Consider the following 12323-nt stretch of genomic DNA (forward strand, 5'->3'; position numbering starts at 1 on the left):
GGGAAGGATCACGAAACGAAAACACGTCCCGGTGGCCATCGAGACCGTTGGCGGACGAAACTGTCGGCATGAGTGTCGAGGACCCCCACCTGTGGCTGGAAGACGTGACCGGCGACGACGCGCTCGGCTGGGTGCGCGCCCGCAACGACGAGACGCTGGCCGAGCTGACCCGCGGCGCGCGCTTCGCCGAACTGCGCGACGAGCTGCGTGAGGTGCTCGACGCCGACGACCGGATCCCGTACGTCCGCCGCCGCGGCGAGCTCCTCTACAACTTCTGGCAGGACGCGAGCCACCCGCGCGGCCTGTGGCGGCGGACGACGCTGGAGTCCTACCGGCGGGCGGAGCCCGAGTGGGAGCTGCTGATCGACGTCGACGCGCTGGCCGAAGCCGAGGGCGAGAACTGGGTCTGGCAGGGCGCGACCGTGCTGCGGCCGGACTACCGGCGCGGCCTGGTCGAGCTGTCCCGCGGCGGCGCGGACGCGACGGTGGTGCGCGAGTTCGACCTCGACGCGCACGAGTTCGTCGAGGGCGGCTTCACCGTGCCGGAGGCGAAGACGCGGATCGGCTGGATCGACGAGGACCGCGTCTACATCGGCACCGACTTCGGCGAAGGCACGCTGACCAGTTCCGGTTATCCGCGGGTGGCCAAGGAGTGGCGCCGCGGCACGCCGCTCGAAGACGCCGTCACGGTCTACGAGGGCAAGCCCGACGACGTCTCGATCGGCGCGTCCCACGACCCGACCGAGGGTTTCGAACGCGACTTCGTCAGCCGCGCGATCGACTTCTACCGCTCCGAGCTGTACCTGCGGACGCCCGAAGCGCTGGTCAAGATCGACGTCCCCGACGACGCGAGCGCGTCCATCCACCGCGAGTGGCTGCTGGTGCGGCCGCGGACGGCGTGGACGGTCGGCGGTACCGAACACCCGGCCGGGTCGCTGATCGGCATCCGGTTCGACGACTTCCTGGCCGGCGACCGCGCCTTCGCGACGCTCTTCACGCCCGACGACCACATCTCGCTCGACTACTGGGCCTGGACGCGCCACCACCTGCTGCTCGGCACGCTGCGCGACGTCCGCACCGAGCTGCGCACGCTGACGCCGGGCCCGGACGGCTGGACCGAGGAGCCGCTGTCCGGCGGGCCGGAATTCGGCAGCGCGGACATCTTCGACACCGACCCCGACGTCAGCGATGAGTACCTGCTCAACTCGAGCGGCTTCCTCCAGCCGTCGACGCTCAGCTACGGCCACGTCGGCGAAGAGGTCGAAGTCCTGAAGCAGGCTCCGGCGTTCTTCGACGCTTCGGGCATGAGCGTCGCGCAGTACTTCGCGACGTCGGAGGACGGCACGAAGGTCCCGTACTTCGTGGTCCGGCCGTCCGGCGCCGAAGGCGGGCCGACGCTGCTGACCGGCTACGGCGGCTTCGAGGTCTCGCTGACGCCGTCCTACAGCGGGATGATCGGCCGCGGCTGGCTCGCACGCGGCGGCACGTACGTCGTCGCGAACATCCGCGGCGGCGGCGAGTACGGCCCGAGCTGGCACACGCAGGCGATCAAGGCCGAGCGTCACCGCGTGTACGAGGACTTCGCGTCCGTGGCGGCGGACCTCGTCGAACGCGGCATCACGACGCCGTCCAAGCTGGGGATCCAGGGCGGCAGCAACGGCGGCCTGCTGATGGGCGTCATGCTGACGCGCTACCCGGAGCGGTTCGGCGCGATCGTCAGCCAGGTGCCGCTGCTGGACATGCGCCGCTACCACCTGCTGCTGGCCGGCGCGTCGTGGATGGCCGAGTACGGCGACCCGGACGAGGCCGCGGAGTGGGAGTACATCGCGAAGTACTCGCCGTACCAGAACGTCCACAGTGGACGTGACTACCCGCCTTCCCTGTTCGTGACGTCCACCAGGGACGACCGCGTGCACCCCGCCCACGCCCGCAAGATGGTGGCGCGCATGCGTGAGCAGGGGCACGATGTCCGCTACCACGAGAACATCGAAGGCGGCCACGGCGCCGCGGCCGACAACGAGCAGCTGGCGTTCAAGTGGGCACTGGTCTTCGAGTTCCTGTGGGAGCAACTCACGAAGTGACGCGGGCGAGCACGACGCCGCCGACGATGAGGGCCAGCGCGGCCACCCGGCCGACGCTGAGCGGGTCCTTGGTCACGACGACGCCGAGCACGATCGCCCCGACGGCGCCGATCCCGGTGAACACCGCGTAGGCGGTGCCCACCGGGACGGTGTCCATCGCGCGCGAAAGCAGGTAGACGGCGGCGGCGCCGAGCACGAAGCACAGGAGCGTCGGCCACGGCTTCGTGAAGTTCTCCGTCGGTTTGATGCTCTGCGACCAGGCGATCTCGACGACCCCGGCGAAGACGAGCGTCACCCAGCCCATCAGAGCGCCTTCAAAGCGGCTTCGCGCGACTCTTTTCGTTCGCCGTCGCGCGAAGCGAGGTGCGGGTCGACGAGCGCGTTGGTCAGTTCGGCGTGCACGAACCGGACGTCGTCGACGTCGTAGTGCCCGGCGATGAAGTCGCGCAGGTAGCGCTCGTGGTGGTCGAACGGCGCTCTCGGCGTCCCTGGCGCGTACGTGCCGCCGCGGGCGCCGGCGATGACGAACGCCTTGCCCCGCAGCGACATGCGCGGGAACGTCACCTGGTCGATCCAGGTCTTGAGCGCCGCCGGGATCGAGAAGTTGTACATCGGTGCACCGATCAGGACGACGTCGGCTTCGAGCAGCTCGGTCAGCAGCGGCTCGACGATCGCCCATGCCTTCTTCTGGTCCGGCGTCTCGACGACGTCGGCGTAGTGCGCGGGATCGGTGATGCGGGCGGTCAGGAGCGCGTCGCAGATTTCGGTCCACGCCTCGCCGATCACCGGGACGGGGTCGGCGGCGAGGTCGCGGTAGGTGCGCGTGCCTTCCCAGGTCTCGGCGTAGCGGGCGGACAGTTCGCGCGAGAACGACGTGCGGCGGGCGCTGGAGTCGAGGTGCAGCAGGTGGGTCACGGTTCCTCCTCAAGTGGACGCGGTGTCCGCTTGACGTCAACTGGACGTCGCGTCCGCTTATTCCCTAGGCTGCGGCCATGCCCGAACGCGCCGACGCGGCCCGCAACCGCGTGAAAATCCTCGAGGCAGCGGAGGAGCTGTTCACCGCCCGCGGCGCGGCGGACGTGACGATGGAGGACATCGCGCGCGCGGCCGGCGTCGGCCGGGGGACGCTCTACCGCCGGTACCCGGACCGCGCGGCGATCGCGGTGGCATTGCTGGACGAGCACGAGCGCCGGCTGCAGGAGTCCCTGCTGCGCGGCGACCCACCGCTGGGCCCGGGAGCGCCGCCTGCCCAGCGGCTGGCGGCGTTCTACGAGGCAATGGTCGAGCTGCTGGAACGGCACGCGCCCCTGGTGCTGGGGACCGAGGTCGGCCACTCCCGCTTCACGACGGGCGCGTACGGCTTCTGGCGCACGCACGTCAAGGTGCTGGCTTCCGGCGCCCCCGACCCGGACGTCCTGGCCGACGTGCTCTTGGCCCCGCTGGCGCCGGAGCTGTACCTGCACCAGCGCGCACGGGGGGTGACGCCGGAGCGGATCACGGCGTCGCTGCGGCAGCTCGCCGGCCTACTTCAGCTGGGCGAGGGCAGCGTCGAAGGCGGCTAGCACGTCCACGACGAACGCCCGTCGCCCGACGCCGAGCTGCTTCAAGGCCGGACGGTGGTCGGCCGCAACGGTGACCGCGACCCCGAGCAGCAGCATCCGCCACGCCCCGAACACGACGCGGCGTACGGCCTTGGGAAGTGCGCCGCGGAGCCGGTGACAGTGGAAGGGCACGTGCCGTTCCTCGTCGGCGAGGATCCGGGCCGCGACTTCCGTGACGAGCGGGTCCGAGGTGCCGTCACGCAGGGCGCGGTAGTACCGCAGCGCGACGACCTCGGCGATGAGCAGCACCATCAGTTCGAGCCGCAGCCCGAGGGCGCGCCGCAGCCGGACGAAGACGGTGTCCGACCAGTGCGACTCGATGGTGGGCACCCCGGCGGCTTTCAGCAGTTCGGCGAGCATCCGGGCGTGGTTTTGTTCCTCGGCCACGAAGAGCTCGACGGCGGCGAGGTAGTCGCCGCCGCCGGCTTTCGCGATGAGGTTGGCGCCGTCCCCGGCTTCGCCGACCTGGAACCGCTGGATGCTTCGCGCGATGTCGGGGTGGAGCCGGGCTCCTCGCGTCCAGGGTGGGTCTTCCCGACGCTCTCGGCGTTCGGCTTCCGCTTCGAATTCCCGCAACCAGTTCATCGGTCCCGATGATGCCGTGCGGGCGCGGACTTTCCGGGCGGGTCCGGTGGAGATCCGGTGGACAGCGGGAGGTCGGAGACACGCCGACCGGTTCGCGCGCGGGCGCGGCCGGCACGGCGAGGTTCCCGACTAAGGTGCGGTGATGGTGGATCCGCACGAGTACGACGTCGCGGTTTCGTTTTCGGGTGCACAACGGGACTACGTCGAGCAGGTCGTCCGAGAGAGCGAAGCGCTGGGCGTGCGGGTCTTCTACGATCGGAACGAGACCGCACGGTTGTGGGGCACCAACGTCATCCCCCAGCTGCGCAAGGTCTACGGCGGCGTGGTGACCCGCTTCGTGATTCCGTTTCTTTCGCAGGAGTACCTTGCCGGGCCTTACCCGATGGACGAGCTCTACACGGCCATCACTGCCGGTGTCGAACGCGGAGACGGCTACATCCTGCCGGTCATGATGGACGACGTCCGCGTACCACCCGAACTCCTGAGCCCGGCCGTCATCTACTTGCGAGCCGAGGACTACACCCCGCGGCAAGTCGCCGAAGTCATCGCCGCGAAAGTCGAGACGGCGCGCGGCGAACGACGAGAGCCTGTCGAAGTCAGCACCGTGATCGAGAAGACGCTGCAGGTACGCAAGCCAAGGATCGCACCACTCAGCTTCCACCAGCAGGAAGTCCTCGACGACACACTCGCTCGTGTGGGCGAACTCTTCCGGAGTGAAGCGACCCAACTCGTCGACTACGGGTTCACTCGCCGGGTACGGGTGACGGACACTGCCGTCCAAGTGGCCGCGGAACAGCACGGCAACCCGGTCTGTGAGCTCGTGCTGCGTGAAGGCGAATCCCTGTGGTCCGGCAAGTTGACGGTGGCCTTCGCGTGGCCCCGCATCATCGGTAGTGCCGTCAACGGGACCGTCACGGCGCGATGGGATGCGGATTCGGGCGGCCCGGTGCTGGTGTTCGACGACTACAGCAGCCCCGGATCGGCTGACCGGCTCCTACGCGGCGCCGAAGAGCTGTTCGTCGAACTCTGGGAGAAGAAGATACTGCCGTTCCTCGAAAGCCGGCCACGCTAGCCGGGAACCGAAGTCGGCAAACCAGCTCGACCCCTGCAACCAAACGCGAGCTTGACCCACTAGCTGCCTAGAATGCTAGCATACTGTCATGGCGGACAAGGACGTCAAGCAGTTCAACGTGTACCTCCCCGTGGACCTGATCCGGGAGGTCAAGCACCACGCCGTCGACCACGGGCAGTCCCTCTCGGCGCTCGTGACCGAAGCCCTGCGCCAGTACCTGGCCAACACCGAAGGAGACCAGCGATGACCATCGAAGCCGTGTACCTCGAGACCCACAACTGGGGCAAAGCCGCCAAGTTCTTCCAGGCCCTCGGCTTCGAACTCGACTTCGCCACCGACCACAACTCGGGACTCCTGCGCAACGGCGACGGCCCCTACGTCTTCGTCGCCGAGGTGCCCGAGAGCCAGCCCACCGGCATGAAGATCGTCCTCAAAGGCAAAGAGGTCACCCCGGACGTCGAGGTCGTGAGCCCCTTCGAAGACACCCACTTCGGGACCCGCGAAATGACCGTCCGCGACCCCGACGGGCGGGAGTGGATCCTGCAGGCCGGGAGCTGACGTGCAGCGCACCCTCGGGATGCTCGTCGTCATGACCGGCGTCCTGATCGCCGCCGTCGACGGGACCGTCGTCGTGCTCGCCCTGCCCGCCGTCCAGGCCGACCTCGGCGTCTCGCTGGCCGCCGTCACCTGGGTCGTCATCGGCTACCTGCTGGTCGTCACCGTGCTCGCGACGCAGCTCGGCCGGCTCGGCGACCTGTTCGGCCGGGTGCGCATGTACCGGGCCGGGTTCGCGGTCTTCGTCGCCGGCTCGGTGCTGTGCGCCCTCGCCTGGGACGCCGCGTCGATCATCGGGTTCCGGGTCGTGCAGGGGCTCGGCGCCGCGCTGATCGCCGCCAACAGCGGCGCCATCATCGCCGAGCTCTACCCGCCGGCCGAGCGCGGGCGCGCCTACGGGTTCAACGCCCTCGGCTACTCCGTGGGCTCCGTGATCGGCGTGCTGCTCGGCGGCGTCATCGTGACGTCGGTGTCGTGGCGGTGGATCTTCTGGGTCAACCTGCCGATCGGCGCGGCGGCGCTGGTGCTGGCCCTGCGCGTCCTGCACGACCGCGGTGAGCGGACCCGGCGGCGGCTGGACCCGGCGGGCATGGTCCTCCTCGGGCTCGGCCTCGCCGGGGTCTCGTGGGCGATGACGTCGCTCGCCGCGGAACCGCCGCGGTGGACCCACCTCGCCCTCCTGGCCGGCGGCCTGGTGCTGCTCGGCATCTTCGTGCTCGTCGAGCTGCGGCACCCGGAACCGACCGTGGACCTGTCGCTGTTCCGGATCCCCGCCGTGGCGCCGTCCCTGCTGGCGTCCCTGCTCCAGGGGCTCGGCAGCTTCGCGGTGCTGTTCCTGGTCATCATGTACCTGCAGGGGCCGCGCGGGCTGAGCCCGATCGACGCGTCGTTGCTGCTGTTGCCGGGCTACCTGCTCGGCGCCGCGGCCGGCCCGTACGCGGGACGGCTCGCGGACCGCTTCGGGCCGGTGCTCCCCGCGACCGGCGGGCTCGCCCTCTCGGTCGCCGCGCTGGTGGTGTTCGCCCGGATGACGACCACGAGCAGCCTGTGGCTGCCGGCGATCGGCAACGTCGTCCTCATGATCGGCGGCAGCTTCTTCTACCCGGCCAACAGCTCGGCGGTGATGAAGGCCTGCCCGCCCGAGCGGCTCGGGATCGCGTCGGGGGTTCTGCGGACCTTCGCGAGCGTCGGCATGGTGCTGTCGTTCACCACGGCGATCCTCGTCGCGGCCCAGGCGGTTCCACGCGGCACGGCGTTCGCGATCTTCGTCGGCACCGCGGCACTGGACGGCCCGCTCGCGACGGCGTTCACCGAAGGGCTGAGCACGGCGTTCGCCACCCTGACGGTGGTCATGGCCGCCGCCGCGATCCTGTCCGCGATCCGCGGCCGACGTGCGGAACCGTCGTTTCCGGGTTAAACAGGTGACTACCTGAGCGTGTGATCAACCTCGATTCACGCCGACATCATTTGGCGCCCGGCCTACGCTGTTCCGGTGCCTTTCCGCCGTTGTCCTCCGGCGGGCGGGTTCGCCGCACCGATCGGGTATCCACCCAGGTCAGAAGCCCGCTTCGCCCGGTACCGTCCGATGTGGGCAGATGTTCTGTCCCGGAGCCGGAATCCCCGAAAATTCCCGGAGCCGCAGCCAGGAAGGAACCCCGATCAATCATGTCCACATTGCGACGACTCGCCTTCGCGGGCGCATTCGCGCTGCCGATTTCCCTCGCCATCGTCGTGCCGTCGTCGGCCGGCACGCTCGACGGTCCGTACGAGTCTTGGACCCCCTGGAGTTTCGAGAGCTCGGGCAGTTACGCCGGCATCGGCGGCGCGGGCACCTACGAAGCGGAGGGCGGCTCTGACTGGTGGGGCCACGACTGGTCCGAGGAGGAGGGCACCTTCGCCGGCGCGGGCGGGGCGGGCGTGTTCCACAACGGGCACTCCGGCACCACCCACGACTGGGACGACGACTCGGACGACGACGACAACGGCTGGACCGGGCACTGGACCGGCCACCACGACGGCGACGCCCACACGACGACCCACCACTACGTCGCGCCCCAGCCGGACCCGGTCGACACCGCGGACCACGTCGTCTACACGCAGCCGGTGGTCGACACCGACGACGACGACGACGCCGACTACGTCAACGAGGTCCACTCGGCCGGCGTGAACGGCGCCACCTCGGCGCACATCGCCAGCCACGCCGGCGACGACTACGCCACCTACGAGTCGGGCAACCTGACGGCGGGCCCCGGCGGCGCGTCGTCCGAGGGCGTCCACTCGCTGGCGGTGCCGGGCTACGCGGCCTACCACAACTGGTACACCGCCGCCGGTGCCGGCGGGACCGCCGTGCACTCGGTGCACGCGGTCGCCGACGCCGACGACTGGGCCGGTGACGACCACGACTGGACCGACAACGACGAGGACTACGACAACGGGTACGACGAAGACTGACCCGTGAACGCACGAGCCGGGCCCGCCGACGCGGGCCCGGCTCGTTCGCGTTCCAGGACCGCGGCGCGCGGGCCGCGATGCCGTCGAGCACGCAGTCCAGGCCGAAGGCGAACACTTCTTCAGCGGTCCGGTCCGCACCCGGCGCGCGAACTGCGGCATCCTGCTGACCCGGGTGGCGGCCACCCGGGTCAGCGGAGAGCGTCAGCTACAACCGGACGTCGCGCCGCAGCCTTCGCACGCGTAGCACGAGCCTGCCGGGCGCATCTTCGTTCCGCACGTCATGCACAGCGGGGCGTCCGCCGCCTTGCCGAGGCGCAGCTCCATCAGCTCCGTCGTCGTCTGGGCTTCGCGGTGCGGGTGCTCCGGCTCCGCCACGTGCGGCTCCGGCGAGGCGTCCACTGTGGACTGAAGGGCTTCCAGGTCGACCTTCGGGGAGCCGTAGGTGGCCTCCACCTCCGCCGACCGCTCGTCCGCCGACAGGATGCCCAGCTGCGAGCGCTTTTCGTACGGCAGGTAGTCCAGCGCCAGGCGGCGGAACAGGTAGTCCATCACGCTCGTCGCGATGCGGATGTCCGGGTCGTCGGTCATGCCCGCCGGCTCGAAACGCAGGTTCGAGAACTTCGAGACGTAGAACTCGAGCGGGATCCCGTGCTGCAGACCGACCGAAATGGACATCGAGAACGCGTCCATCACGCCGGCCAGCGTCGAACCCTGCTTGCCCAGCTTGACGAAGATTTCGCCGAGGCCGTCGTCCGGGTACGAGCCCGCCGTCAGGTAGCCCTCCGCGCCGCCGACCGTGAACGACACCGTCTGGCTCGGGCGCTTCTTCGGCAGGCGCTTGCGGACCGGGCGGTACTCGACGACCTTCTCCGGCTCGGCGGAGGCGGCCGCCTTCTCCTTCTTGCCGGTGGACAGCGGCTGGCCGACCTTGCAGTTGTCGCGGTAGATCGCGAGGGCCTTGAGGCCGAGCTTCCAGCCCTGGAAGTAGATCTCCTCGACCTCTTCGACCGTCGCCGACTCCGGCATGTTGACCGTCTTCGAGATCGCGCCCGACAGGAACGGCTGCACCGCCGCCATCATCCGGACGTGGCCCATCGGCGCGATCGAGCGCTCGCCGACCGCGCAGTCGAACACCTCGTAGTGCTCGGGGCGCAGGCCCGGCGCGTCGACGACGTGGCCGTGCTGCGCCACGTACTCGACGATCGCCTCGACCTGCTCGTCCTGGTAGCCGAGCGCGGTCAGCGCGCGCGGCACCGTCTGGTTGACGATCTGCATCGAGCCGCCGCCGACCAGCTTCTTGAACTTCACCAGCGAGAAGTCCGGCTCGATCCCGGTGGTGTCGCAGTCCATCATGAAGCCGATGGTGCCGGTGGGCGCGAGCACCGACGCCTGCGCGTTGCGCCAGCCGTGCTTCGTGCCGATGTCGATGCCCTTCTTCCACTCCTCCGTCGCCAGCGCGCGGACGGCGGCGTCGTTCGAGTGGTAGGTGCGGACGAGCTCGTTGGCCGCCGCGTGCTTGCGCATCACGCGCTGGTGCGACTCGGCGTTGCGCGCGTAGCCCTCGTACGCGCCGACGACCTGCGCCATCTCCGCCGAACGCCGGTACGAAACGCCGGTCATCAGCGACGTGATCGCCGCCGCGAGCGCTCGGCCGCCGTCGGAGTCGTACGCGTGGCCCAGCGCCATCAGCAGCGCGCCGAGGTTCGCGTAGCCGATGCCGAGCTGGCGGAACTTGCGCGTGGTGTCGGCGATCGGCTCGGTCGGGAAGTCGGCGAAGCAGATCGAGACGTCCATCGCGGTGATGACGAACTCGACGGCGCGCGCGAACAGCGGCGCGTCGAACGTGCCCTCGGGCGTGACGAACTTGAGCAGGTTCAGCGACGCGAGGTTGCAGCTCGAGTTGTCGAGGTGCATGTACTCGCTGCAGGGGTTCGACGCGGTGATCCGGCCGGACTCGGGGCAGGTGTGCCAGTCGTTGATCGTGCCGTCGTACTGGATGCCGGGGTCGGCGCACTCCCAAGCGGCCTGCGCGACGCCGCGGAACAGCTTCTTCGCGTCGGTCCGGTCGATGACCTCGCCGGTGAGCCGGGCACGCAGGCCGAACTCGGTGCCGTTCTCGACCGCCTGCATGAACTCGTCGGACACGCGGACCGAGTTGTTCGCGTTCTGGTACTGGACGGAGGAGATGTCCGCGCCGGAGAGGTCCATGTCGAACCCGGCGTCGCGGAGGACCTTGATCTTCTCCTCTTCGCGGGCCTTCGTCTGGACGAACTCCTCGATGTCCGGGTGGTCGATGTCGAGCACGACCATCTTCGCCGCGCGCCGGGTGGCGCCGCCGGACTTGATGGTGCCCGCGGACGCGTCGGCGCCGCGCATGAACGAGACCGGGCCCGAGGCGGTGCCGCCGGAGGTCAGCAGTTCCTTGGAGGAGCGGATGCGGGAGAGGTTCAGGCCGGCGCCGGAGCCGCCCTTGAAGATGAGGCCCTCCTCGCGGTACCAGTTGAGGATCGACTCCATCGTGTCGTCGACGGCGAGGATGAAACAGGCGCTGACCTGCTGCTTCGACGCCGTGCCGACGTTGAACCAGACCGGGGAGTTGAAGGAGAAGACCTGGTGCAGCAGCATCCAGGTGAGCTCGTGCTCGAAGATCTCGAGGTCCTGCGGCGAGGCGAAGTAGCCGTGGTCGCCCGCGGCCTTGACGTACGTCTTCACGACGCGGTCGATGAGCTGCTTCAGGCTGCGCTCGCGCTGCGGGCTGCCGACGGCGCCGCGGAAGTACTTGCTGGTGACGATGTTGGTGGCGTTGACCGACCAGAAGTCGGGGAACTCCACGCCGCGCTGCTCGAAGTTGACCGAGCCGTCGCGCCAGTTCGTCATCACGACGTCGCGCTGTTCCCAGGTCACCTGGTCGTAGGGGTGCTTCCCCTCGGTGGTGAAGACGCGCTTCACGCTCAGGCCGCCGGCCGCCTTGCTCTTCTTGCCGGCGGCCGTGCCGGCCCCGGTTCCCACGGTTTCGGTCATCGGTCGAACCCTCACTCCCGCAGCGGGACGGTCAATCGCCGTCTTCGCGCTGATCGCTCTCCTCCGGAGCAGCAGAACCCGCCATGGCCTCACGAAGATCGGCTATCTCCTTCTCGAAGTCCTCGACCGAGGAGAAGGAGCGGTAGACGCTGGCGAACCGGAGGTAGGCGACCCCGTCGAGCTCACGCAGCGGGCCCAGGATGGCCAGGCCGACTTCGTGACTCGGGATCTCCGCCAGCCCGGCGGAGCGGATCGACTCCTCGACGCGCTGCGCGAGCTGCTGCAGCGCGTCGTCGTCGACCGGCCTGCCCTGGCAGGCGCGGCGGACGCCGCTCACCACCTTGTCCCGGCTGAACTGTTCGGTGACCCCGGACCGCTTGACGACGGCGAGCACCATCGTCTCCGAAGTCGTGAACCGCCGCCCGCACGACGCGCACGAGCGCCGCCGGCGGATCGCCTGGCCTTCATCCACCTCTCGCGAGTCGACGACCCGGGAGTCCGCATGCCGGCAGAACGGGCACCTCATCCGCCGATCACCTTCCCCTCCTCGCCGGCCGCCCGCGGTCGACGTCCCCCGCGATCACCGCGCGCCCCTGCACCTGGTGATCGTTTTGTGGACATCCGGTGGGTAAACGCCGACCAGCTGTGGACAACTGCTGCCCAGTCTACCCCAACCTGTGGACCAACTACAGCGGTGTAACTACTACATATAGCGGGCGAGAGTAGAACTCGGCGGGGGTGTGCGCAAGCGACGCGGCCGGTGCCGGACCCGCCCGGGTGAGGGTGTCCGGCGGGGCTCGGGAGCCGTGCCGGAGGGGGTTCCGGGGTGGTCGCCCTGGTGGGGGCCGGATTGGTCTGTTCGGGTGGCGCGGCGGGACGCCTTGGCTGCGGCTCGAATCGGCCGGCCGAGTGGTCTCGACGGGCCGGCGGATTCACCGGGGAGGGTGATTTCGCGGC

Annotated in this window: 12 protein-coding genes; 7 read left to right on the forward strand and 5 right to left on the reverse strand. The window is 69.5% G+C overall.

Annotated elements, in window-relative coordinates:
• Window positions 1–68 precede the first annotated feature (68 nt).
• Entirely contained in the window at window positions 69–2081 is a 2013-nt protein-coding gene (locus tag ACIQWX_RS36055) for a prolyl oligopeptidase family protein (protein WP_400880983.1), read from the forward strand.
• Here the strand turns inward: ACIQWX_RS36055 and ACIQWX_RS36060 are convergent.
• Window positions 2071–2385, reverse strand: a complete 315-nt coding sequence (locus ACIQWX_RS36060) for a DMT family transporter (RefSeq protein WP_400880985.1) — start codon at window positions 2383–2385, stop codon at window positions 2071–2073. The genes ACIQWX_RS36055 and ACIQWX_RS36060 overlap by 11 nt on opposite strands.
• Entirely contained in the window at window positions 2385–2996 is a 612-nt protein-coding gene (locus tag ACIQWX_RS36065) for an FMN-dependent NADH-azoreductase (RefSeq protein WP_400880987.1), read from the reverse strand. The genes ACIQWX_RS36060 and ACIQWX_RS36065 overlap by 1 nt, the downstream gene beginning before the upstream one ends.
• Window positions 2997–3073: 77 nt before the next feature.
• Here ACIQWX_RS36065 and ACIQWX_RS36070 point away from each other — a divergent pair, with 77 nt between their 5' ends.
• Window positions 3074–3643: a TetR/AcrR family transcriptional regulator gene (locus ACIQWX_RS36070; protein ID WP_400880989.1), complete on the forward strand. Its 570-nt coding sequence runs from the start codon at window positions 3074–3076 to the stop codon at window positions 3641–3643.
• Here the strand turns inward: ACIQWX_RS36070 and ACIQWX_RS36075 are convergent.
• Window positions 3605–4267 carry a ferritin-like domain-containing protein gene (locus tag ACIQWX_RS36075; RefSeq protein ID WP_400880991.1) on the reverse strand — a complete coding sequence of 221 codons (663 nt, stop codon included), beginning with the start codon at window positions 4265–4267 and terminating at the stop codon, window positions 3605–3607. The genes ACIQWX_RS36070 and ACIQWX_RS36075 overlap by 39 nt on opposite strands.
• Before the next feature lie 142 nt (window positions 4268–4409).
• Between ACIQWX_RS36075 and ACIQWX_RS36080 the strand changes: the two genes are divergently transcribed.
• From ACIQWX_RS36080 to ACIQWX_RS36100, 5 genes are all read left to right on the forward strand, one after another.
• Window positions 4410–5339 (forward strand): TIR domain-containing protein, encoded by a 930-nt coding sequence (locus ACIQWX_RS36080; protein ID WP_400880993.1) that lies wholly within the window; start codon window positions 4410–4412, stop codon window positions 5337–5339.
• Between the two features lie 88 nt (window positions 5340–5427).
• A complete protein-coding gene (locus tag ACIQWX_RS36085) occupies window positions 5428–5586 on the forward strand; it encodes a CopG family transcriptional regulator (protein WP_400880995.1) in 159 nt (52 codons plus the stop codon).
• Window positions 5583–5897, forward strand: coding sequence for a VOC family protein (locus tag ACIQWX_RS36090; RefSeq protein ID WP_400880997.1), 315 nt, complete (start codon window positions 5583–5585; stop codon window positions 5895–5897). The genes ACIQWX_RS36085 and ACIQWX_RS36090 overlap by 4 nt, the downstream gene beginning before the upstream one ends.
• A gap of 1 nt (window position 5898) precedes the next feature.
• Window positions 5899–7311: an MFS transporter gene (locus tag ACIQWX_RS36095; RefSeq protein WP_400880999.1), complete on the forward strand. Its 1413-nt coding sequence runs from the start codon at window positions 5899–5901 to the stop codon at window positions 7309–7311.
• A gap of 248 nt (window positions 7312–7559) precedes the next feature.
• Window positions 7560–8345: a hypothetical protein gene (locus tag ACIQWX_RS36100; protein WP_400881001.1), complete on the forward strand. Its 786-nt coding sequence runs from the start codon at window positions 7560–7562 to the stop codon at window positions 8343–8345.
• A gap of 201 nt (window positions 8346–8546) precedes the next feature.
• On the opposite strand, the gene ACIQWX_RS36105 is transcribed toward ACIQWX_RS36100, so the two are convergent.
• Both ACIQWX_RS36105 and nrdR read right to left on the reverse strand, forming a co-directional pair.
• Window positions 8547–11366: a vitamin B12-dependent ribonucleotide reductase gene (locus ACIQWX_RS36105; protein ID WP_400881002.1), complete on the reverse strand. Its 2820-nt coding sequence runs from the start codon at window positions 11364–11366 to the stop codon at window positions 8547–8549.
• A gap of 31 nt (window positions 11367–11397) precedes the next feature.
• The gene (nrdR, locus tag ACIQWX_RS36110) at window positions 11398–11892 is read right to left on the reverse strand and encodes a transcriptional regulator NrdR (protein WP_086676168.1); all 495 of its coding nucleotides are present in this window, start codon (window positions 11890–11892) and stop codon (window positions 11398–11400) included.
• Window positions 11893–12323: the final 431 nt, after the last annotated feature.

Origin of the sequence: Amycolatopsis sp. NPDC098790 (assembly GCF_044759945.1) — a bacterium.
Lineage (GTDB): Bacteria > Actinomycetota > Actinomycetes > Mycobacteriales > Pseudonocardiaceae > Amycolatopsis.